The sequence below is a fragment of the Duganella sp. LjRoot269 genome, assembly GCF_964254095.1.
Taxonomy (GTDB): Bacteria; Pseudomonadota; Gammaproteobacteria; order Burkholderiales; family Burkholderiaceae_D; genus Rugamonas; species Rugamonas hordei.
The window spans coordinates 6,216,476-6,239,113 of the sequence record NZ_CAXUSL020000001.1; the positions used below are offsets into that span (position 1 = coordinate 6,216,476).

Consider the following 22,638-nt stretch of genomic DNA (forward strand, 5'->3'; position numbering starts at 1 on the left):
ATATGATCAAGAAGACTGTCATCGCCCTCTCGCTGCTGCTGGCGCAGCAGGTCCATGCCGCGCCGGTGCGCGACCAGCACTGGTCGCTGCTGGCCAACCGGCTGTTTCCGGCGCTGGTGGACATGGGGACAGCCCGCCCCGGCACCGCCGTCCTGGCCGGCCGCCGCGCACGCATCGACGCATGCAAACAGGAACCGGGCTGCGTGCTGAATGCCGGCCTGTGGACCGACGCGGAAATCGAAGCCATCGCGGCGGCCGCCGCCAAGGCGCCGGCGTCATCCTGGAGAAAAGCGACCTTGGCCGACGATGGGGCGCAGGCCCAGGTGGCGCGCGAGCTTCGCGGCCTGAACAGCATCATCCAGGTGTACGGCCTGGGTATGGCGCCACACTATCCGCTCATCGACGGTCCGATCGATGCGGCCGGCAGCGCGCGTTTCAACGCGACGGTCAAGGATGCGGTCTGGCTGGCCGAGGCTGGCGAAGACGATCCGGTGCCGAGCCTGGATCCCAGCCTCAGACTTGCGATCGCCTTGCTTGATGTAAACGACCGCAACGACGCCGTCGCCTTCGAGCCGCTCGACATGGCCCACAACGCTGCAGCGCTCGGGCGCGCGCGCATCATCGACTGGAAGCTCTATCACTATACGGCGATTATCATTCCGGGCGTCGGTCCGGAAACTCTTTCGATGGCGTTGAGCGCGCGGGGCAAACTGAACGTGCGGATGGCCGCCAAGCGCTTTGCGGACGGCGAAGCGCCTTTCGTGATCCTGAGTGGCGCCTCGGTGCATCCGAAAGGAAGCCGGTTTGTCGAGGCGGTTGAAATGCGCAGGGCCCTGATCGAACGTTTCGGCGTGCCGGCGGAATCCATCATCATCGAGCCGTATGCCCGCCACACCACGACGAATTTGCGGAACGTGACGCGGCGGCTGGCCGCGATGGGGGCGCCGCTGGACAAAGACAGCCTGATCATCACCAACGTCGACCAAAGCCGCTACATAGAAAGTGCGGAATTCGCCGCGCGCAATCAGAAAGAGCTGGGTTACCCGCCCGGCACCGTCGGCACGCGGCTGTCGCCCACCGAGCTGACCTTCCGGCCGTCGGCCAAGTCGCTGCGCATCGACCCCGCCGATCCGCTGGACCCCTGATCTCTCCAGGAATGCCCGGCGCCCAGGCGCCCGGCGCATCAAAACGTAGTCATATCTGCATCATTCCCCCTCTTTTTTGCGCACACGCAAACAGTTCGCCTTGAAATACCCCAAGGTCGTCCCTATAATTGGCACTCGTTCCAAGGGAGTGCTAACAGCGCTCTCGGCCAAACTTTCCGTTGTAACAAGATTACTGATACAACAACAAACTGTACCATTGTTAAATTTAAGGAGTTTTGTATGAACCTTCGCCCTTTGAACGATCGAGTAATCGTCAAACGCCTCGACCAGGAAACCAAAACTGCGTCCGGCCTGATCATCCCTGATGCGGCTGCTGAAAAACCGGATCAAGGCGAAGTGCTCGCCGTTGGCAATGGCAAGATTCTGGAAGACGGCAAAGTCCGTCCGCTGGATGTCAAAGTAGGCGACCGCGTCCTGTTCGGCAAATACGCCGGCCAAACCGTCAAAGTCGACGGTCAGGAACTGATGGTCATGCGCGAAGAAGACATCATGGCAATCGTCGTCAAATAATTGACCGCATTGCACTAGCAGTTTGCACTAGCAATCACCTAATTCTGGAGAAACAACATGGCAGCTAAAGAAGTAATTTTCGGCGACGCAGCGCGCGCCAAAATGGTTGAAGGCGTCAACATCCTCGCCAACGCAGTCAAAGTCACCCTGGGCCCTAAAGGCCGCAACGTCGTGCTGGAACGCTCGTTCGGCGCCCCTACCGTCACCAAGGACGGCGTATCCGTTGCCAAGGAAGTCGAACTGAAAGACAAGCTGCAGAACATGGGCGCGCAAATGGTCAAGGAAGTTGCTTCCCGCACCAGCGACAACGCCGGCGACGGCACCACCACCGCCACCGTGCTGGCCCAGGCCATCGTCCGCGAAGGCATGAAGTTCGTTGCCGCCGGCATGAACCCAATGGACCTGAAGCGCGGCATCGACAAGGCGGTTGCCGCCACCGTCGAGCAGATCGCCATCATCGCCCGTCCATGCACCACCACCAAGGAAATCGCCCAGGTCGGCTCGATCTCCGCCAACTCGGATTCGTCGATCGGCGACCGCATCGCTGAAGCGATGGAAAAAGTCGGCAAGGAAGGCGTCATCACCGTGGAAGACGGCAAGTCGCTGAACGACGAGCTGGACATCGTTGAAGGTATGCAGTTCGACCGCGGCTACCTGTCGCCATATTTCATCAACAACCAAGAGAAGCAAGTCGCCATCCTGGACAATCCATTCGTCCTGCTGTGCGACAAGAAAATCTCCAACATCCGTGACCTGCTGCCGGTACTGGAACAAGTCGCGAAAGCCGGCCGTCCACTGCTGATCATCGCCGAAGACATCGAAGGCGAAGCGCTGGCCACCCTGGTTGTGAACAACATCCGCGGCATCCTGAAAACCTGCGCAGTCAAGGCCCCAGGCTTTGGCGACCGTCGCAAGGCCATGCTGGAAGACATCGCGATCCTGACCGGCGGTCAAGTGGTTGCTGAAGAAGTCGGCATGACCCTGGAAAAAATCTCGCTGGAAGAACTGGGCCAGGCCAAGCGTATCGAAATCGGCAAGGAAAACACCATCGTCATCGACGGTGCTGGCCAGGCTGCCGCCATCGAAGGCCGCGTCAAGCAAATCCGCGTGCAGATCGAAGAAGCGACCTCGGACTACGACCGTGAAAAACTGCAAGAGCGCGTGGCCAAGCTGGCCGGCGGCGTTGCCGTGATCAAAGTCGGTGCAGCCACCGAAGTTGAAATGAAAGAGAAGAAAGCCCGCGTTGAAGATGCACTGCACGCTACCCGCGCTGCCGTGGAAGAAGGCATCGTGCCAGGCGGCGGCGTAGCCCTGCTGCGCGCTCGTGCCGCTCTGAACGTCAAAGGCGACAACCCGGACCAGGACGCAGGCATCAAGATCGTCCTGCGCGCCATGGAAGAGCCACTGCGCATGATCGTGCAAAACGCCGGCGAAGAAGCTTCGGTGGTGGTTGCAGCGGTTCTGGCAGGCAAAGGTAACTACGGTTACAACGCCGCCAACGGCACCTACGGCGACATGGTTGAAATGGGCGTGCTGGATCCAGCCAAAGTCACCCGCTCGGCACTGCAGAACGCAGCGTCGATCGCCGGCCTGATGCTGACCACCGACTGCATGATCGCTGAAGTCACCGAAGACAAACCAGCCGGCGGCATGGGCGGTATGGGTGGCATGGGCGGCATGGGTGGTATGGACGGCATGATGTAATTGCCGGCATAGGCCTCGCTGTACAAAAAAGCTCCTGTGGCATTGCGGCGGCCTTGGCCGTCGCAAGCGATCAGGGGCTTTTTTTATTCAAGTGCGGCGTATTGTTGAACTTATTTGCAGACGGCGGTCACGTTGATGAAGTTGGAAAATCCGACGCCCGCCGGATTCGTACCCGAACTGTTCGCCAGCGTGCAGGTCTGCCCGCTGGGGTTGGCGGACACGGTCACGTTATAGTCCGCGCCGGGAACCATCAGCGGCGAATACGACTTCGGAAACACGCCCAAACCGTTGGCGCTGACCTTCAAGATACTCCCTTGGTCATCAGCGAAGTTGACGCTATTGCCTGCCGTCAGTCCCGATACCGTGACACCCACGTTATATCGCAGCAAGGTGATCGCAGCAGGCTGGCAAGTCACGGCGACATTGCTGATATCGACTGCGTTCTGCGCAACCATGCCCGCTCCATTGGCGACCTTGCAGGCGTTGCCGTTCGGGTCACCAAACAAGGTAACGCTGTACGCCGCACCGGCAGCGACTGGATGATCGAACTTGAAACTGCCGTTCGCGCTGACGGCGATGGTTTCCGTTCCATTATTGACCAGCAAGGCGGTGACGCCGGGTGACAACCCGCTCATGCTGCCCGAGATGCTTGCCGATTTCTGCGCGGGGATATCCGTCGTGGAACTGCCTCCGCCACAACCGACAATACACAAAGCCAGTACCAACGGCGCTACCGTAAATTTATTCATGCGATCTCCATAGGTTTTCCTCCCGAAAGGATATCATTTAATTAATATAGAAAATGCACCAATTATCACTGGCGACCATCGATTCAATTGAAAAGTCAAAATTGATTTAAATGCAATCAATCTCTACAATCGATCTTCATCAACCACTTTCGGACGTCACCCTATGCGCGCCTATAGCCTTCTGCCGCTGCTGCTTTGCGCCGGCTCCGCCTCTCTCGCCCACGCCCAGATGCCGACGCAGGACACCGTCAAAGGCGGCAAGGACCATCCGCTGCTGTCCCGCTTTGAAGGGTCGAAGATGGTCGGTTACGGCATCAAGGAATTCGACGAAGTGATGCTGCCTTCCGGCAAACGCGTCGAGAACAAGGGCGGCCAGATGGCGTTTGACAGTGCGCTGCAGCTGGAAGGCAAGTACACTCGCATCGCCTACAACTATCCGAAGGAGCGCTCGGCGCTGGAAGTGATGCGCAACTATCAGGCTGCGCTGGACAAGGCCGGACTGAAAACCGTGTTCGCCTGTGCCAAGGAAACCTGCGGCAAAAACTTTGGCGAGTTTTTCCTGGAGAAGCGCGTCGGCGACAATTTCGTCAAGGGAAGCTCCGACTACTGGTCGCCCTTCAACTACGGCCGCGACGACGAGCGCTACCTGCTGGCCAAGGGCACCCGCCCCGACGGCTCGCTGGTCCACGTCGCCGTGTATTCGGTGGCGCCGGTGCAGGACAAGAACGGCGGCATCTACGTCGAGATCGTCGAAGCCAAGGCGATGGAAACCGGCAAAGTCTCCGCCAGCCTGAACGCGGCGGACATGGCCAAGGGCATCGCCGCCGATGGCAAGGTGGCCGTCTACGGCGTCTACTTCGACACCGACAAGACCGACGTCAAGCCGGAGTCGAAAACCGCGCTGGCCGAGATGGCCAAGCTGCTGCAACAGGACCCAAAATTAAAACTGTACGTGGTCGGCCATACCGACAACCAGGGCGCGCTGGCGCACAACGTCGACCTGTCGCAGAAGCGCGCGGAATCGGTGATCAAGGCGCTGGCGGCCGACTACAAGGTCGATGCGAAACGGCTGAGCGCCAAAGGCGTGGCGTCGTACGCGCCGGCGGCGTCGAACGATGCCGAAGCCGGACGCGAAAAGAACCGCCGCGTCGAGCTGGTCAAGCAATAAAGCCGGGCCCGGCAAGGGCCATTTCATGTCTGCTAAACTCGGCGTTTGTCCTTAGCCCAGCCAGCTCATGAAATCAGATGCGTCAACCCGCCGCCGTTCGCTGTTCGCCGCCTGCACGGCGCATGCCGTCCACGATGGCCTGACCGATCTCATCTACGTGCTGCTGCCGATCTGGCAGGCGCAGTTCGCCATCAGCTACGCGGTGGTCGGACTGCTGCGCGCATCCTATTCCGGCGTGATGGCCAGCTTCCAGTTGCTGGCCAGCCGCCTGGCGAAGCGCTGGGGACGGGAACGCATGCTGGTGGGCGGCACCGTGCTGGCCGGAATCGCCTACCTGATCGCGGGCCAGGCCGGCGGCCTGGCGATGCTGCTGGTGGCGCTGATGCTCGGTGGACTGGGCGCCAGCACGCAGCATCCGCTGGCCTCGTCCATGGTCACCGATGCGCACGCGGCCGGCGGCGGCGTTAAGGAAGCGCTGTCGCAATATAACTTTGCCGGCGATATCGGCAAGACGCTGATTCCGGGCCTGACGGGCTTGCTGCTGGTGGTCGTCAGCTGGCAGGCCAGCGTGACGATGATCGGCCTGCTCGGCCTGACCGCGGCCGGGCTGCTGTGGTGGCTGATACCCGCGCGCGGCGATTTCGCGCCCGGCAAGGCCAAGTCCGCCAAGGACGGTGGCGGCAAGGGTTCGGCGCGCGGCCTGCGCGCACTGCTGCTGACCGGCACGCTGGACAGCGCCGTGCGCATGGGCTTCCTCACCTTCCTGCCCTTCCTGTTGAAAAGCAAGGGCGCGGGGACCGCCGGCATCGGTTTCGCTTTATCGCTGCTGTTTGTCGGTGGCGCGTTCGGCAAGCTGTTCTGCGGCTACCTGGGCGCGCGCATCGGCATGATGAAGACTGTGTGGCTGACCGAGTCGCTCACGGCACTGTGCATCGTGCTGGCGGTGTGGCTGCCGCTGGCCGGCGTGATGGCGATGCTGCCGCTGCTTGGGCTGGCCTTGAACGGGACTTCGTCGGTGCTGTATGGCGTCGTGCCGGAACTGGCCGCCGAGGGCAGGCATGAGCAGGCTTTCGCGTTGTTCTACACCGGCACCATCGGCGCCGGCGCGCTGTCGCCCGTATTGTTCGGCAGCCTGGGCGACGCCACCAGCGTGCCCGTCGCCTTGATCGCGTTGGCGGCCATCCTGCTGTTCACGTTGCCGCTATCGTGGCGCGTGCAACAGGAGTTGAACGGCTTGTGCGCGCCGAATTAATGGGTTCTACGCCGACAGCGAAGCGGCCCAGGGCGTCCTGACCGGCCGCCATCATCTGGCGTTCGAGGCGCGGGACCGCGCCGTGGTGGACGCGTTCCACAAGGCGGCGCTTGCCAACGGCGGAGCGGACAACGGCGGCCCCGGCGAGCGTGCCTATCATCCAGGCTACTACGCAGCCTTTGTGCTGGACCCTGACGGCAACAATATCGAAGCCGTCCACCACGGCGCCGCCCAGCGCAGTGTACCGTCGGTAAAAATCACGTTCTAGGCGACTATTTGGCTGGCGTTATCCCGGTTTGTTATGATGACCGCATCGACCTCGTTCAGAATTCAGCCATCATGATCTTCCGCCAGCTTTTCGACCCCACCTCCTCCACCTACACCTACCTGCTGGGCGATAGCGGCGAGGCCCTACTGATCGACCCGGTGTACGAGCAGGTGCCGCGCGATCTGGCGCTGCTGCAGGAGCTGGGCCTGCGCCTGCTGGCGACGCTCGACACCCATGTGCACGCCGACCACGTGACCGGCGCCTGGCGCCTGCATCACAGCTGCGGCAGCGGCATCGCGCTGGCGAAAGTGGCCGGCGCGGAACTGGCGGACCGGCCGCTGGTGCATGGCGACCGCATCGACTTCGGCAGCCGCCACCTGACCGTGCGCGCCACGCCCGGCCACACCAACGGCTGCCTGACCTATGTGCTGGACGACCAGAGCATGGCCTTCACCGGCGACAGCCTGCTGATACGCGGCTGCGGCCGCACCGACTTCCAGCAAGGCAGCCCGCAGCAGCTGTTCGCCTCGGTGCACCAGCAAATCCTGACGCTGCCCGACACCTGCCTGCTCTATCCGGCGCACGACTATCGCGGCATCACCGTCACCAGCGTGGCCGAGGAACGCCGCTTCAACCCGCGCCTGGGCGGCGATGTCGACGTCGGTGACTTCAGCGGCTACATGAACCATCTCAACTTGCCGCATCCAAAATTGATGGATGTGGCGGTACCCGCCAACCTGCGCTGCGGCAAACCCGAGGGCGACACGCCCGCGCCCGACTCGCCCACCTGGGCGCCGCTGACGCTGCGCTTCAGCGGCGTATGGGAAATCGAACCGATGGCCCTGCTGGAGCACGCGGCCAAGGTACAGATCGTCGACGTGCGCGAAGCGCCGGAATTCATCGACCGCCTCGGCCACTTGCCGGGCGCGCAGCTGGTGCCGCTGTCGCAGCTGATGGATCGGCTGGACGAACTGGACCGCGACCGGCCGGTGGTGGCGGTCTGCCGCTCTGGCGTGCGCTCGGCCCAGGCCAGTGTGCTGCTGGCCAAGGCCGGATTCAGCCAGGTCGCCAACCTGGCCGGCGGCATGCTGCGCTGGAAGAGCGAGGCGCTGCCGGTGGCGTCGGACAGCCTCTAGGCGCCAGGAAATCCTCGGCCCCTATTGCTGGCGGGTAATTGCAAATACGCAACAACAGATATATTTCTTGCATCCTCCTGACGGATCGTGGTACCTTACGCTTGTGATTTGGAAACATGTGTTACCAATCGAGCATTAACCCAGCCCCCAGTCAGGAAAAACATTATGAAGAACATCGTCAAAGTCGCACTGCTGAGCGCCATATTGGCAGCCGGCGCCGTCCATGCCGCTCCGCATCCTGGCCCAGGCTCGTCAAGCGCCAGCGATGTCAAACTCAGCACGGATGCTGCCGATAAGTTCTTGCTGATTCAGAGCAGCAATATCAACCCGATCCAGTCGACAGATGGTTTCGCCAGCCAGTTCGCCGCGACGTCCCTGACCCAGTCCAGCGGCTGGACCCTGGCCGAAACGGTCCAATATAACGACGCCACCAACAGCCTGACGCTGACGGACAAAGCCGCCTCCGACGGCCTGAGCTTCGCGTTCACCCAGGCAGCCGGCCGCACCACCGGCACCTGGTCGGTCACCAACACCAGCTTGACCAAGAACACCACCGTCGACCTGGCGCTGTCTTTCCATGCCGGTAATAACGTCGGCAGCTTCCTGTTCGACAACCAGGCGGTATCGGCAGGTCAAACGTTGACCGGCACCTGGGCCATCAAATGGCTCAACAACGCCAATAGCCTCAGCAGCATTCCGACGTTCTCGAACCTGGGCATCTACACCGGCCAGCGCACGATGACGTCGGCCGTTCCGGAACCGACCACCTATGGCATGATGCTGGCCGGCCTGGGCTTGGTGGGCTTCGTCGCGCGCCGCCGCAAGTCCAGCTAAGCAACCCGCGCAGTCATCAAAAACGCCGGCAATCATGCTGGCGTTTTTTTATGGCGCCCCGATTGCGGATTGCCTGAGCTCAGGCGTCGCGGAACTCCGCTTCGATTTCATCGCGGCGCGGGGTGTCGGCGATGTGCAGGACCAAGGTTTCGCGCAGCTCGTGGGCGGGATGCACGGCGCGGTGCTTGGCAAACCAGAAGACCTCGCCCAACTCTTCGTCCTCGTGCGCGGTGGTGACCACCAACTGCTCGTCGGGAACGTCTTCGTAGTCGGACGCTTCCAGGCTGGCGTCCTCCACCGCTTCGCGCCAGGCTTCGCATTGGCTGCCCCATGCCAGCGCATACACGCAGCCCGACGCCACCAGGGCGCGGCTGGTTTCCCACATCGTCATCTCCGCCACGTCGGCCTCGACGACCAGCACGGCTTTGAATGGAGACAGCCCCTCCAGTACGGGAAGATCGCTGTCCGGAGCGAGATGTAAATAACGGATGACGGGTTTCTGCATGATGGAACCATAGATGACGATTCCCGGATTTTAACAGGGAGGGGCAAGCCCCTCCCTGCGCTCACGGTTTAAAACGGATCCAGCGCGACGGTGAACTTGCCGCTCGCATCAAGCGCGCCCATCGTATACCCCTGCCAGCCCGGATACGCCTGCGGCTCCCAGTAGAACACGCCCAGCCCGTTCGAGCCCAGCGCCTTGGTCTTGGCCAGCAGATCGGCCAGCATCGCCTTGGTGGCGGCCGCCTGCGTCCAGTCCATGCCCACTTCCGACACGATCACCGGCTTGGCATAGCGCGACACCATGTCCCACATATTGGTCGAGATCTTGTTGTTGTAGTTGGCCCAGTCCGATGCCGGCGGATAGTGCGACATGCCGATCACGTCCCATTTGGCACCGGCGTTCTTGACGCCGTCGAAGAACCAGCGGTACAGCGCGTTGTCATAGCCGTTCGACAAATGCAGGATCACCTTGGCGTTCGGATACACCGCCTTGGTGGCGTTGTAGCCGCTGTTGATCAGGCCCGCCAGGTTGCTGAAGCTGGTGGTCTTCCCCTCCGGCCACAACATGCCGCCGTTGATCTCATTGCCCACCTGTACCCACTCGACCGTGATGCCGTTGGTCTTCAGGTAATTCAGGATGCCCTGCGTGTGGCTGTAGACGTCGTTATTGAGCTGCGCCAGCGTGTGGCTGCTCCAGGCGGCCGGCTTGGTCTGCTGGCCGGGATCGGCCCAGCTGTCGCTGTAGTGGAAGTCGATCATGATGCGCTGGCCTTGGGCGGCCGCGCGCTTGGCCTTGTACAGCACGTCGGCGCCGTCGTTCCAGCCGCCGCTCGGGTTGACCCACACACGCAGCCGGATCGCATTGACCTGCAGGTTTTTCAGCAGCACAAACGGATCGGTCTTCACGCCGCTGCTGTTATAAAACGAGTAGCCGCTGGACTCCTGCTGGCTGACCCAGCCCACATCGGCACCGTTGGCGAAGGTGGCCGAGTACGCGGCCGCGCTCAACGCCAGGCCGAAAAATGCGAACAGCAAATTCTTGAGTTTCATGTAGTCTCCAGTGTTTTTATGGTTTGAATGACACTCGCTGCGAACCGCCTGTGCGCACCTCCCCCCGCCGCGTCGCGCGGCATGTCAAAAACTGAAGCTCGGAATTGAAGCGTTAAACCGCGTCGCTAGCCGAAGCGCGCGGCGGGAACGCCGGCCACCTCGACCTGCACGGCGAACAGCGCGCCGGTCAGCGGAAACTCCTGCAACTGCTCCGGCGTGTTGTCTTCACGCGCAGTGGTGATGAACAAGGTCTTCAGGTCGGCGCCGCCGAAGGTGCACGAGGCGGGATTGCGCACCGGCACGCGGATGGTCGCCAGCAGCTCGCCCTCGGCCGAATAGCGGCAAACGCGGCCACCGCCCCACTGCGCGATCCACACGCAGCCTTCGCTGTCGACCGTCATGCCGTCCGGCGAACCTTCGCCTTCGCCGAACTGGCGCCACAGGCGCGGCGCGCCCAGCGTGCCGTCCGCCGCCAGCGGATAGGCGTAGGTGCGGTCCTCGTAGCTGTCGGTGTGGTACATGGTGGCGCCGTCGTTGCTGAAAGCCGGGCCGTTGCAGATGTGATAGCCCTCGTCCGCCACCGTCAGCGACAGGTCGGCATCGAGGCGGAACAGCATGCCGATCGCCTGCGCGTAATCGGTGTTGTGCATGGAGCCGGCCCAGATGCGGCCGGCGCTGTCGGCCTTGGCGTCGTTCATGCGCAGGCCGCTGCCGGCCGGGAATGGGCGGTGCAGGTATTCGATGCGCAGCTCCGGTTCCAGCCACACGCGGGCGATGCCGTCGCGCAGGCCGGCCATGAAGCCGTCGCCGTCGCGGCGGGCGATCAGCCAGCAGATGTAGTCCGGCATGGCCCAGCTGCGGCGCGCGCCGCTTGCCACGTCCAGCGCATGCAGGGCCTGGTTCTTCAGGTCGACAAAGTACAAGCGGTTTTGTTCCGCCACCCACAACGGGCCTTCGCCCAGCTGCGCGTTGGCTTCCCACAGGCATTGCACATCGGGTTGCACATCTTGTTCGCTCATCAGTTCTGCTCCGAGTCTGGAATCCCGCATCATACTTTCAAGGCACGCCACTTGGCGACATAGGCCGCCGCGCGCTGCGCCAGTTCGTCGAGCGTCGTGCCCGGCGTGTACAGCTGGCCGCCGATGCCGAAACCGGTGGCGCCGGCGCGCACCCAGCCTTCCATGTTGTCGGGCGTGATGCCGCCGACCGGCCACATCGGCGTACCGGCCGGCACCACGCTGTTGAAGGCTTTCAGGCCTGCGTGGCCGACCATATCGGCGGGGAACAGCTTGAGCGCGTCGGCGCCGGCGTCCAGCGCGGCAAATGCCTCGGTTGGCGTGGCGACGCCCGGCGCGCAATACATGCCCAGATCGGCGGCGCGGCGTATCACCGCCGGATTGCAGTTCGGCGACACCAGCAGGCGGCCGCCCGCCTCGTGCACCGCGTCGACGTGGGCGACGGTCAGCATGGTGCCGCCGCCGACCAGCGTATCGGCCAGGTTCAGCTTGACCAGCGTGGCGATGCACTCGATCGCGCCGGGACGGTTCAGCGGCACTTCCAGCGCGCGGAAGCCGGCCTGGTGCAGCACCTTGCCGACATCGGCAGCTTCGGCGGGCGCCAGGCCGCGCAGGATAGCGACCAATGGCGTGGCGGGGTGGGGTTGGTTCATTGTGGACCTTTGAGGAATTGGGAGATCGCGGTGCAATAGACCCGGTGCGGATCGAGCACCTCGCACTGCAAGCCGAAATGCGCGACGGCGACGGCGTAGCGGGCCGCCAGCGCCGGCGAGCCGATGACGGTGATGCCGCCGGCGGTGGCCTGCGCGCGCGCGGCGGCGAATTCGGCGCCGATCAGCAGGCCGCTGACCACGGCCGGCGCCTGCTGCGCCGGCGCGGAGCGCGACACCACGCCGGCGCGCACACGGAACAGCGTGTTCGACAGCGGTTCGTTCCTGCCGGCCTGGTTCAAGCCGATGGCAAAGCCTTCGGCATCGGCCGCGTCGCCGCCCATCATGGACGACAAGGTGCCGCCGGCCGACAGCATGGCGAACAGCTCGCCGGTCATGTAAGTGGACAGCGACTGGATCACGCCGTCGCGCAGCAGCACCCATTTGCTGTGGGTGCCGGGCAGCACCAGCCAGCCGTCGCGATGGCCCAGCGCGACCGCGCCCAGCAGCTGCGTTTCCTCGCCGCGCATGACGTCGACGTCCGAACCGCTGCGATAGCAATAGCCGGGCACGATGCGGCAGCGGCCGGCCCAGTCGGGATCGGCGACCGGCGCCAGGTGCGCGGGCAACTGCCGCAGCGGCACCGAGGCGTCGAGATAGCCGACTTCCTGCCAGCCGGAGGCGCTGCCGACCATGCCGGACATAATCACCGGCACATCGGCGGAGATGCCCATGGCAGCGAGCAGCCCGGCCAGCGATGCGCTGAAATGCTGCTGTCCACCGACCGCCAGCATGCCCTGGCCATCCTCGTGTTCGGCCACGCAGGCGCCGGTTTGATCGATCAGATAGGCGCGCCGGTTGCTGGTGCCCCAGTCTATTGCCAGTATGTTTTTGTCCACTATGACGGAATCCTTTGATTGTCTGTCATGATGGTACGAAAAAGCCCGCCCCCACTCCAATGAATTATCACGCCGGAGTAATACAAAAATGATATAGCCAGTCACCGGGAAAAGTTGCCCGATAGATGCCTTTGGTTTAGTATGGCCGTCAAGAAAATAGTCCAGGCAACTCCCCCTATGGAATCTCGCACCCCGTCCCCCCGAAATCTGTACCTGGCAGGCGCCGTTGCCGGCGCCCTGCTGCTGGGCGCGGCCGCGTATTTCGCCAGCGTCACGCCGGCCGAGTCGCAGGTGATGCCGGCGTCGGCCAAGGTGCCGGCCAGCGCCAGCGCATCCGCCTCGGCCAGCGTCAAGGCCGTCGTGGCGCCGCGCGCTCCCGCCGCCGCCAATGTGGCGCCGGTGGTGCCGGCGGAACCGCAGCATCTGCGCAGCAAGGAGCAGGCCGCCAGCGCGCTGATGGCCTTGCCGGAACTGCAAGCCTGGTCGGCCATCGTCGAGAAGAATTCGGGCGGAAAATCGCACGGGGCGCTGATCGAGTACGACCCGGCCCCGCGCAAGCTGAACGGCAAGAATTACTGGCAGTTCAGCTTTGTGGAAAACAGCGCGGAAGCCGCCCAGCGCTGGGAAAGCTTCCTGGTATCGTCGAGCGACGAAGAGATCCTGGTGGAAGACGCCAGCACCGACGAAGTCATCAGCCTGGCGCGCTGGCGCCGCGAAAAACACCCCGCCAAGCGCACCAGCATCGATAACTAGTCAACTAGGCCGCCTGGCGCTCCCCGGCCGGCGCAGCGGCAGCCGTCGTTGCGCCTCCCACCTGCCCTATCCAGAGTACCGAGAACAAGGTCAATCCCGCGGCGATCCAGCCGTTCAGGCTGTAGCCGGAGATATGTCCGGCCGCATCGGTATGCAGCCACAAGCCGCCCACCAGCGCGCCGACGCCGCTGCCGATCTGCTGGATCGCCGAATTGGCGCTGAGGAAGGCGCCGCGTTTGGCCGGATCCGGCACCGTCGTCATCAGCGCCTGCATCGGAATGTTGCGGCCCGACAGCGCCGTCATGAAGAACGGGAAGAACAGGATCACCGCGTACAGCGGTATCCGCGGCATGTGGGTCATGAACATCAGCGGCAGGATCGAGAACAGGGCCACGTAGCGGTAGACCTTGTGCGCGCCGACCCGGTCCGACCAGCGGCCCAGCATGCGCGCCGTGAACAAGGTCGCCACGCCGCCGGCCAGGTAGACAAAGGTGATCTCGGCCGGCTGCACGCCGATGTTACTGACCAGCACAGGCGAGATGAAGGGAATCACCATCATGCCCGTCATCATGTTCACGCCGGACAGCAGGAAAGCCTTCAGGTGGCCGCGCACCTTGTACAAGCCGATCAGGTCGGGCAGCACCTGGGCCAGCGGCACGCGCCTGCCCAGGTGGCCATCCAGCGACGGCAGCACGCGCCAGGCGCCGAACCAGATCAGCAGCGAGAACAGCACCAGCAGGTAGAACGGCGAGGCCCAGCCGTAGTGCGCGGCCAGCATGACGCCGGTCGGCACGCCGGCCACGGCCGCCAGGCTGAACGAGGTCATGACGATGCCGGTGGCCGCGCCGCGGCGGTGGGCCGGGATCAGGTCGCCGATGATGGCCATGATGATGGACGCCAGCACGCCGCCGGTCAGGCCGGCAAAGGCGCGCGACAGCACCAGCACATGGAAGTTGGGCGCGACGGCGCACGCCAGGTTCGACAGCGTGAACAGCGCGAACATGGCCAGCAGCAGGCGCTTGCGGTCGAAGCGGTCGATGTACATCGACGCCAGCAGGCCGGAGATGCCGGCGCACCAGGCATAGGCCGACACGGCGCCGGACACGGCCGCCGGCTCGATGGCGAAGGCGCGCATCAGCTGCGGCGCCAGCGGCATCATGACCATGAAGTCCATGATGACGGTGAACTGCGTCAGCGCCAGCAGCCACAGTACGAGGCGCTCGCGCGCCTCGGGCAGCGGTACAGCGGGAGGGACTGTTGATTGCATATTGTTGTTTCCCTTCCGGTGTCAATCCAGCGCCAGGATCTCGGCGGTGGTGCGGCGCAGGATGGCACGGATATGCTCCAGCTTGGCCGCGCTCGGGTGGTTTTCCAGGCCCTGGGCGATCACCGCATGCTTCAGCTCATGCATGATGTTGCGCAGGTCGTCGCGCGATTCGGCCGGATCGCTCATGCGCGCCACGATGGCGTCGACAAACTGGCGGTTTTCGGCCAGGAAAGCCTCGCCTTCCGGCGTGATGGTGTGCAGCTTCTTGTTGCCGTCGGCGGTGGCGACCACATGGCCCATATCCAGCAGCATCGACAGCAGCGGATAGATCGCGCCGGGGCTGGGGGTGTAGCCGCCGCCGGAGCGCTGCTCCAGCTCCTTGATGATCTCGTAGCCGTGGCGCGGCTTCTCGGAAATCAGCTGCAGCACGATATAGCGCATGGCGCCGGCATCGAACATTTTCGGACCACGGCCACGGCCGCCGCCGCGATGGTGGTGATGGTCGCCGTGCGGGCCGTGCGGACGGTGCTTATGATGTAAAAATCCAAACATGAGTCTCTCCTTCGATATGACAATTTAAGATATAACTTATTAAGACATATCTTAACTTGTTTGCGGACGAGTTCAAGCAGGAATTTGTAACAGGCAAAGAAAATCCGGGGTCAGATCCTAATGCCGTTAAGTTAAGGATTTCCTGAGCCTCCGTTCAGGATAGCGTTGCGGTTTTGCTTTGGTGACCCGATCGAATTTCCGGTCGGGTCGATAGACATTGAGTTCGAGGATCATCCTCTCGCGCATCCGTTTGATCGTTCCTGGTAGATTGCCCAAGGCCCGTTCGGAGGCCGCATGTAGCATCTCGAGCTGAAATATGCCGAGGGCGAAGACAAAGCTAACGTCATTGGGAGCGCATTTTGCCTGGTCGGCCGTGCGCGCCATTTCTAGTCGCACGAGGTTATAGGCGATAAGAATGCCCCAGATTTCCTGCCTGGTTGCTGCGACACTTTGGCTGCGCAGGCATAGGGCCATCCCCATCATGGTTTGCTTGATCTCGCGGTAGCTCGTTTCGATCTGCCAGCGCTCGCTATAACAGTCGCGGACGGTTTTGGCGGAGAAGCGCCGGCGATCCGTCAATGAGGTCAGCAAATAGCACAGTTTGCCCGTCGGATCTTTCGTTGCAATGGCACGCGCTTGCCACTGCTCGGGCATGGAGGGGACGCGCTTGCGTACTTGTGGGGAAACGCGCATTTCGACGATGCCATCCTCACTGTCGCCGCTCACAAGACGCCATTGCGTATTAGCCTTGGCCGGCACGAGGAAGTGCCGCTCCTGGCCTTGCATACGAAGTTTATGCAACAGCTCGGCGGCTAGAAAACCTTTATCGAAGACCGTCAGCGAATGGTCGGGTATATCGTCTAGCAACGGCAAGGCAAAGCTCATCTCGCCTTTGCTATAGGGGCCAAAATCGGCGGCCAAGACCAACTGGGTGCGCAGCGCAGCCAATGTCACCATGCGGGCATGGGGGTAACTGGCCAAAGCTCCCTTGGCGAAGTGTGGCGAATCGAAATGTGCCCGGTTTTCCGCGCTATCGGCTAATTTCAGGGTCGTCCCATCCATGGCGAGCAGTTGGAGGCCGTGGAAGTCGGAACGATGGGCGTCTTGCATCTGCCAATGGCGCGCGGACGTTGAGAATAGCCACGCCAACGGTTCTTCGCCCAGCCGCTGACGTGCTTGCGTTACAGCGCTATCAGTGACGCAAGTGTCCTTCAGATCCGGTAGCGCCAGTTCCAATTCACCCAGCACTTGTCGCACTGAGTGATGTCGGTAGATCGCTAGCGCGATGACCAACCAGACTACCTGCTCCGCCGGCAGACGCCGCTGCCGAATACTCGCCTTGCCGGTGTAGCTCAATGCTCCCATGATCCATTCGACGGGCAACTGCTCCCCAAGCCGGCCCCAGTCCGGAGCTGGCAAGTCACACGTGGTCAAAGGGAGAACGTCGGAAAGCATGGCGCGAAGGTTAACAGCCTTCGCGCATGTTTACAACAACTAACTGGGGCCGGCCTAGTTCCTTAACTTAACGGCATTAGGGTCAGATCCGACATTTGGACACGAACCCTGCCGTAGCAGCCGCTACGGCAGGGTTCGTGTCCAAATGTCGGATCTGACCCCGGATTGTTTCTTGCCCGGTCCGGACGGCTTTAACTGTCCAGGTGGGAAATCAGCAGGCGGCGGTTGTCGGCGTCGCCGCTGGATTTGTGTTCGACCACCAGGCGCGAGTTCTGCGTGTCCAGCGAAATGCCGACCGACAGGATGTCGATCAGCAGCAGCTGCAAGATGCGCGAAATCATCGACAGGAAGGTCGTGCTGTCCTCGCTGTGGTCGACCGCCAGGCAGACCGTCGCCTTCTTGGCCAGCGGCGAATTGCTCGACGTGATGGCGATGACGTCCGCCCCCGCCGCGCGCGCCGCGTCGACCGCCGCCAGCAGATCCGGCAGCTTGCCCGAATTGGAAATCGCGATCACCACGTCGCCCGGATTCAGCAGCTCCGCCGCCAACGTCAGCAGGTGCGAGTCGCCATAGGCCGAGGTCGGAATGCGGAAGCGGAAGAACTTGTGCTGGCCGTCCAGCGCCACCACGCGCGAATTGCCCATCGCGTAGAACTCGACCCGCTTGGCCTTGGCCACCAGCGCGATCGCCTTGTCCAGCGAACGCACGTCCAGCTGGTCGCGGAACTTCAGGATCGCGGAAACGGTATTGTCGATCACCTTGGCGCTCAGGTCGTGCGTGCTGTCGCTGACGCGCACCTGGCTGTGGCGCACGGGAATCGCGCCGGTCAGGCTGCTGGCGAACTTCAGCTTGAAATCGGCCAGGCCCAGGAAGCCCAGCGAACGGCAGAAGCGGATCACGGTCGGCTGGCTCACCTCGGCCAGGCGCGCGATGTCGGCGATCGGCTCGTTCAGCACCAGGCGCGGCTGCTCCAGCACCAGCTGCGCCACGCGCTGCTCGGCCGGCGTCAGCTCGTGCTGCAGATGCTGGACGCGTTCCATCAGCGTGTTGGCGCCGCTGCGTCCGCGCAAGTGCTCGGACAGGATGGTCGCCACGCCGTAGAACGCCGGGTTCGGCGTGGTGATGACGTAGGTCGGAATCTCGGACAGGTAGCTGGTGAAGCGCCCCTTGGCCTCAAAACGGGTGCGGAACGGCGACGAGGCGAACCACTCGCCCATGCGCGGCACGATGCCGCCGCCGATGAACATGCCGCCGAACGCGCCCAAGGTGACGGCCAGGTTGGCGGTGGCGCCGCCCAGCATCGCGCAGAAGCATTCCAGCACTTCCAGGCACAGCGGATCCTTGTCGGTCAGCGCGCCGGCCATGATTTCCTGCGACGTCAGGTCGCGCACCTGGCGGCCGTTGCGCTTGGCGATGGCGCGGTAGATGATCTCCATGCCGGGGCCGGAAATCAGCCGCTCGGTCGACACGTGCGACCAGGTCTGCCAGGCGTACTGCAGGATCGAATATTCGCGCTCGTCGGCCGGCGCGAAGTTGGTGTGGCCGCCTTCCGAACCGAGCGTGACGAAACCGTCGACGGTCGGGATCACGCCCGACACGCCGAGGCCGGTGCCCGGCCCCAGCACGCCGATGACGGAATTGGACGCCGGCTTGCCGCCGCCCACCTGCATCAGGTCGGCCGGCTTCAGGCCCGGCAGCGACATCGCCAGCGCGGTAAAGTCGTTCACCACCAGCAGCGTGTGCAGGCCCAAGGCGCGGCGCACTTCGTCGGTGGAAAACTCCCAGTCGCGGTTGGTCATGCGCACGTGGTCGCCGCTGACCGGGTTGGCCACCGCCAGCGCCGCGTGGTTCAGCGTGATATCGGAATGATCCGACAGATAGGAGCGCAGCATCGCCACGATGTCGGTGTAGTCGTCGCACTTGAGCACGCGCACCGCACGGAACTCGCCGGGCGCGGTCTGCAGCGCGAAGCGGGCGTGGGTGGCGCCGATGTCGGCCAGCAGGCGCGGGCCGTCGGCAAAGGCGGTGCGATTCAGTTTTTGATCCACTTCAGCTTGTTTCATCGTCGATTCAGTCAAAACAGTTGGCGGAAGCATACCCGAAATACGTAATGTTAAGAAGGAAACGATGCGAAAACGTGGCGCTCCCTTCCTTTATCTGGCGTAGCCAAACCACGCGCCGAAGGCCGGCAGCCGCACCTGGCCGTCGGTCACCGTGCCCGGCAGGCCGTAGCCTTCCATCTGCTCGGCGCCCACCGCCTGCGGCAGTGAGAAGCTGGCCGGCTCGGCGCCCAGGTTGAACACGGCGATGATGCCGCGCTCGCCCTCCGCATCGCGGCGCAGCGCCAGCACTGGTTCCGGCGTGTCGAAAAACTGGATCGCGCCGCGCGTCAGCTGCGGCAGCTTGCGGCGCCAGGCGATGAACTTGCGGGTAAATTCCAGCGACGATCCGGCATCGCCTTCCTGCACCGAGGCCGCCTTGGCGATGTGGTCCGGCGACACCGGCAGCCACGGCTTGCCGCTGGTGAAGCCGCCGTTCGCTTCGGCGCTCCACGCCATCGGCGTGCGGCAGCCGTCGCGGCCCTTGAACTCCGGCCAGAAGGTGATGCCGTACGGGTCCTGCAGCAGCTCGAACGGCACGTCCGCTTCGGCAAACGCCAGCTCGTCGCCCTGGTACAGGCACGGCGTGCCTTTCAGCGACAGCTGCATCGCCAGGATCATCTTGGCGAAGGCCACCGGCGCCGCGGGGCCGCCCCAGCGGGTCGCCACGCGCTGCACGTCGTGGTTGCCGACCGACCAGGAAGCCCAGCCGCCCTTGACGCGCGCCTCGAAATTCTCGACCTGCTTGCGGATGTAGTGCGAGGAGCAAGTCGGCACCAGCAGGTTGAAGCTGTAGGCCATGTGCAGCTTGTCGCCGTCGGCCGTGTACTCGGCCATCACGGCCAGCGAATCGTCGGCGCCCACTTCGCCGATGGCGACCGCCTTGTATTCGTTCAGCAGCGCGCGCAGCTTCTGCAGGAACGGCAGGTTCTCCGGACGGCTCTTGTCGTAGATGTGCGCCTGCATGCCGTATGGGTTCACGTCCGATACGGTGGCCGTGTCGCGGTTGGTGGCCGGCGGATTGCTGCGCAGCTCCAGATCGTGGAAGTGGAAGTTGGAGGCGTCCAGGCGGATGCCGTCGACGCCGCGCTCCAGCCAGAAGCGCAGCGCGTCCAGGTGCGCCTGCTGCACTTGCGGATTGTGGAAATTGACCTGCGGCTGGCTGACCAGGAAATTGTGTAAATAGTATTGACGACGGCGGGTATCCCACTGCCACGACGAGCCGCCGAACACCGACATCCAGTTGTTCGGCGGATTGCCGTCCGGCGCGGGATCGGACCACACATACCAGTCGGCCTTGGGATTGTCGCGGCTGGAACGGCTCTCCTTGAACCACGGATGCTCTTCGGCCGTGTGCGCCATCACCTGGTCGATCATGATCTTCAGCCCCAGGCTGTGCGCCCTGGCGATCATCGCGTCGAAATCGGCCAAGGTGCCGAACATCGGATCGACGTCGCAGTAGTCGGAAATGTCGTAGCCGAAGTCCTTCATCGGCGACTTGAAATAAGGCGAGATCCAGACGATGTCCACGCCCAGCGATGCGATATAGTCCAGCTTTGCCGTAATACCAGGTATATCGCCGATGCCGTCACCGTTGGTATCGTTGAAGCTGCGCGGGTAAACCTGGTAGATGATCGCCTCGCGGTACCAGTCCTGGGCGTGCGGGGAGACTTGTGTAAGTTGTTTAGTCATAAGAAAATCCGGGGTTGGCAAAACTGGATATAGGTTTGTAGACAATATACATCACGAATATGGAATTTTCAATCCATGAGGCTCTTGCGGATTAACACGATTAATCCATAAAAATCAATATCTTACGTATTTTTATAAAAAATCGTCAGGTAAAAATAGTAGTCAAACTACACAAAATTGGGAGAGAAAATAGTGAGCAACACCGGCAACGGGCCGATGCCCCGGCAAATTCCATACATCATCGCCAACGAAGGCTGCGAACGTTTCAGCTTCTACGGCATGCGCAACATCCTGACGCCCTTCCTGCTCAGCACCCTGCTGCTGTTCGTGCCGCTGGCAGACCGCGCCAGCGAGGCCAAGCACGTGTTCCACACCTTCGTCATCGGCGTCTATTTCTTCCCGCTGCTGGGCGGCTGGCTGGCCGACCGCTGGTTCGGCAAGTACAACACGGTGTTCTGGTTCAGCCTGATCTACGTGGCCGGCCACGCCTGCCTGGCCATCTTCGAGGACAACCTCAAGGGCTTCTATTTCGGCCTGTTCCTGATCGCCTTCGGCTCCGGCGGCATCAAGCCGCTGGTGGTGGCCTTCGTCGGCGACCAGTTCGACCAGACCAACAAGAACCGCGCCAAGGTGGTGTTCGACGCCTTCTACTGGATCATCAACTTCGGCTCCTTCTTCGCTTCGCTGCTGATGCCGGTGTTCCTGCGCGACTACGGCCCGGCCGTGGCCTTCGGCATTCCCGGCGTGCTGATGGCGATCGCCACGCTGGTGTTCTGGCTCGGCAAACGCAAATATGTGCACGTGCCGCCGGCCGCGCCGAATCCGGACTCCTTCAGCAGCGTGGCGCGCACCGCCCTGATGACCAAGGTGCCGGGCCGGTCGAACCCGGGCCTGCTGATCGCCGGCGTCGGCGCGCTGGGCGCGGTCGCGGCGCTGGTCATGACGCCGCAATGGGGCTTCGTCATCGCCGCCTGCACGGCGCTGGTGCTGCTGCTGGCGTTTGGCGGCATCGGCGTGTCGATGCAGCTGGACCGCGCGCGTGGACTGCATACCGATGAAGCGGTCGAAGGCGTGCGCGCGGTGCTGCGCATCCTGATCGTGTTCGCGATGATCACGCCGTTCTGGTCGCTGTTCGACCAGAAGGCCTCGACCTGGATCGTCCAGGCCAATTCGATGGACAGCCCGCTGCTGTCGATCTTCGGCTGGGAATTCAAGCTGCTGCCGGCGCAGATGCAGGCGGTCAATCCTATCCTGGTGATGCTGCTGATCCCGTTCAACAACCTGGCGCTGTTCCCGATCATGCGCCTCATCGGCATCACGCCGACGCCGCTGCGCCGCATGGGCATGGGCATCGCGCTGTCGGCGCTGGCCTGGGTGGTGATCGGCATGATCCAGCTGAAGATGGATGGCGGCGACAAGGTGTCCATCCTGTGGCAGCTGCTGCCGTATGCGCTGCTGACTTTGGGCGAGGTGCTGGTTTCGGCCACGGGCCTGGAGTTCGCGTACAGCCAGGCGCCGGCGTCGATGAAGGGCATCATCCTGAGCTTCTGGTACCTGGCTGTCACCATCGGCAACCTGTGGGTGCTGATCGTGAACGCCGGCGTGAAGAACGAGGCCGTCAGCGCCTACATCGCCGGCAGCGGCGTGAGTCTGATCGGCTTCCAGATGTTCTTCTTCGCCGCCTTCGCGCTGCTGGTCGCGGCCATCTTCGCGCTGTACGCATTGCGCTACAAGATGGTGGACAACTACCGCAGCGAAGGCGCCGCAAGCTTGTGTTACCCAGCCACCGCGGAGGATAAGTCGTAGGTCAAAGTATCAAAACTACAGATTTTGGATTACCATAACCGGCAAATTCAAGGGTATTTGCTGGTTTTTTGTAGCCACACTACCTAAATCTATAGTTTTGGAGGCGGC

The 22,638-nt window shown here is 62.9% G+C and carries 20 protein-coding genes and 1 pseudogene; 10 read left to right on the forward strand and 11 right to left on the reverse strand.

Annotation, left to right across the window (positions count from 1 at the left end):
- Positions 1–2 precede the first annotated feature (2 nt).
- The 3 genes from ACSQ3S_RS27845 to groL all read left to right on the forward strand — a co-directional run bounded on the left by ACSQ3S_RS27845 (position 3) and on the right by groL (position 3,380).
- Positions 3–1,145: a YdcF family protein gene (locus ACSQ3S_RS27845; protein WP_436144394.1), complete on the forward strand. Its 1,143-nt coding sequence runs from the start codon at positions 3–5 to the stop codon at positions 1,143–1,145.
- 240 nt (positions 1,146–1,385) lie between these two features.
- Complete coding sequence (gene groES / locus ACSQ3S_RS27850; RefSeq protein ID WP_008451606.1) at positions 1,386–1,676, forward strand: co-chaperone GroES; 291 nt, start codon at positions 1,386–1,388, stop codon at positions 1,674–1,676.
- 57 nt (positions 1,677–1,733) lie between these two features.
- Positions 1,734–3,380, forward strand: coding sequence for a chaperonin GroEL (gene groL, locus ACSQ3S_RS27855; protein ID WP_176652772.1), 1,647 nt, complete (start codon positions 1,734–1,736; stop codon positions 3,378–3,380).
- A 110-nt stretch (positions 3,381–3,490) separates the two neighbouring features.
- On the opposite strand, the gene ACSQ3S_RS27860 is transcribed toward groL, so the two are convergent.
- On the reverse strand, positions 3,491–4,129 hold the full coding sequence (locus ACSQ3S_RS27860) for a hypothetical protein (protein WP_436144395.1): 639 nt from the start codon (positions 4,127–4,129) through the stop codon (positions 3,491–3,493).
- Positions 4,130–4,292: 163 nt separating this feature from the next.
- Between ACSQ3S_RS27860 and ACSQ3S_RS27865 the strand changes: the two genes are divergently transcribed.
- The 5 genes and pseudogenes from ACSQ3S_RS27865 (at position 4,293) to ACSQ3S_RS27885 (ending at position 8,787) form a co-directional block, all read left to right on the forward strand.
- Positions 4,293–5,297 carry an OmpA family protein gene (locus tag ACSQ3S_RS27865; protein ID WP_436144396.1) on the forward strand — a complete coding sequence of 335 codons (1,005 nt, stop codon included), beginning with the start codon at positions 4,293–4,295 and terminating at the stop codon, positions 5,295–5,297.
- A gap of 67 nt (positions 5,298–5,364) precedes the next feature.
- Positions 5,365–6,549 carry an MFS transporter gene (locus ACSQ3S_RS27870; RefSeq protein ID WP_436144397.1) on the forward strand — a complete coding sequence of 395 codons (1,185 nt, stop codon included), beginning with the start codon at positions 5,365–5,367 and terminating at the stop codon, positions 6,547–6,549.
- Between the two features lie 10 nt (positions 6,550–6,559).
- Positions 6,560–6,817, forward strand: a pseudogene (locus ACSQ3S_RS27875) (VOC family protein); the annotation flags it as partial.
- 71 nt (positions 6,818–6,888) lie between these two features.
- A complete protein-coding gene (locus ACSQ3S_RS27880; protein WP_436144398.1) occupies positions 6,889–7,953 on the forward strand; it encodes a rhodanese-like domain-containing protein in 1,065 nt (354 codons plus the stop codon).
- A 165-nt stretch (positions 7,954–8,118) separates the two neighbouring features.
- On the forward strand, positions 8,119–8,787 hold the full coding sequence (locus ACSQ3S_RS27885) for a PEP-CTERM sorting domain-containing protein (RefSeq protein ID WP_436144399.1): 669 nt from the start codon (positions 8,119–8,121) through the stop codon (positions 8,785–8,787).
- 79 nt (positions 8,788–8,866) lie between these two features.
- Here ACSQ3S_RS27885 and ACSQ3S_RS27890 read toward each other — a convergent pair whose 3' ends face one another.
- From ACSQ3S_RS27890 to ACSQ3S_RS27910, 5 genes are all read right to left on the reverse strand, one after another.
- Positions 8,867–9,292, reverse strand: a complete 426-nt coding sequence (locus ACSQ3S_RS27890; RefSeq protein ID WP_353403334.1) for a DUF7684 family protein — start codon at positions 9,290–9,292, stop codon at positions 8,867–8,869.
- Positions 9,293–9,360: 68 nt separating this feature from the next.
- The gene (locus ACSQ3S_RS27895) at positions 9,361–10,341 is read right to left on the reverse strand and encodes a glycoside hydrolase family 53 protein (protein WP_436144400.1); all 981 of its coding nucleotides are present in this window, start codon (positions 10,339–10,341) and stop codon (positions 9,361–9,363) included.
- Between the two features lie 125 nt (positions 10,342–10,466).
- Entirely contained in the window at positions 10,467–11,360 is an 894-nt protein-coding gene (locus ACSQ3S_RS27900; RefSeq protein WP_436144401.1) for an SMP-30/gluconolactonase/LRE family protein, read from the reverse strand.
- A 29-nt stretch (positions 11,361–11,389) separates the two neighbouring features.
- On the reverse strand, positions 11,390–12,010 hold the full coding sequence (locus tag ACSQ3S_RS27905; RefSeq protein ID WP_176652764.1) for a 2-dehydro-3-deoxy-6-phosphogalactonate aldolase: 621 nt from the start codon (positions 12,008–12,010) through the stop codon (positions 11,390–11,392).
- On the reverse strand, positions 12,007–12,906 hold the full coding sequence (locus ACSQ3S_RS27910; protein WP_436144402.1) for a 2-dehydro-3-deoxygalactonokinase: 900 nt from the start codon (positions 12,904–12,906) through the stop codon (positions 12,007–12,009). Before ACSQ3S_RS27910 ends, ACSQ3S_RS27905 begins: the two co-directional genes overlap by 4 nt.
- Positions 12,907–13,083: 177 nt before the next feature.
- Here ACSQ3S_RS27910 and ACSQ3S_RS27915 point away from each other — a divergent pair, with 177 nt between their 5' ends.
- The gene (locus tag ACSQ3S_RS27915; RefSeq protein WP_436144403.1) at positions 13,084–13,659 is read left to right on the forward strand and encodes a hypothetical protein; all 576 of its coding nucleotides are present in this window, start codon (positions 13,084–13,086) and stop codon (positions 13,657–13,659) included.
- 4 nt (positions 13,660–13,663) lie between these two features.
- On the opposite strand, the gene ACSQ3S_RS27920 is transcribed toward ACSQ3S_RS27915, so the two are convergent.
- The 5 genes from ACSQ3S_RS27920 to ACSQ3S_RS27940 all read right to left on the reverse strand — a co-directional run bounded on the left by ACSQ3S_RS27920 (position 13,664) and on the right by ACSQ3S_RS27940 (position 20,724).
- Positions 13,664–14,926, reverse strand: a complete 1,263-nt coding sequence (locus ACSQ3S_RS27920; RefSeq protein WP_436144404.1) for an MFS transporter — start codon at positions 14,924–14,926, stop codon at positions 13,664–13,666.
- A gap of 21 nt (positions 14,927–14,947) precedes the next feature.
- Entirely contained in the window at positions 14,948–15,478 is a 531-nt protein-coding gene (locus ACSQ3S_RS27925; RefSeq protein WP_176652761.1) for a PadR family transcriptional regulator, read from the reverse strand.
- 126 nt (positions 15,479–15,604) lie between these two features.
- On the reverse strand, positions 15,605–16,933 hold the full coding sequence (locus ACSQ3S_RS27930; RefSeq protein WP_176656081.1) for an IS4 family transposase: 1,329 nt from the start codon (positions 16,931–16,933) through the stop codon (positions 15,605–15,607).
- 191 nt (positions 16,934–17,124) lie between these two features.
- Positions 17,125–18,996, reverse strand: a complete 1,872-nt coding sequence (locus ACSQ3S_RS27935) for a glucokinase (RefSeq protein ID WP_176652760.1) — start codon at positions 18,994–18,996, stop codon at positions 17,125–17,127.
- Between the two features lie 90 nt (positions 18,997–19,086).
- Complete coding sequence (locus ACSQ3S_RS27940; protein WP_436144405.1) at positions 19,087–20,724, reverse strand: alpha-amylase family glycosyl hydrolase; 1,638 nt, start codon at positions 20,722–20,724, stop codon at positions 19,087–19,089.
- Positions 20,725–20,940: 216 nt separating this feature from the next.
- On the opposite strand from ACSQ3S_RS27940, the gene ACSQ3S_RS27945 reads away from it, so the two are divergent.
- Entirely contained in the window at positions 20,941–22,530 is a 1,590-nt protein-coding gene (locus ACSQ3S_RS27945) for a POT-type proton-dependent oligopeptide transporter (protein ID WP_436145086.1), read from the forward strand.
- Positions 22,531–22,638 lie beyond the last annotated feature (108 nt).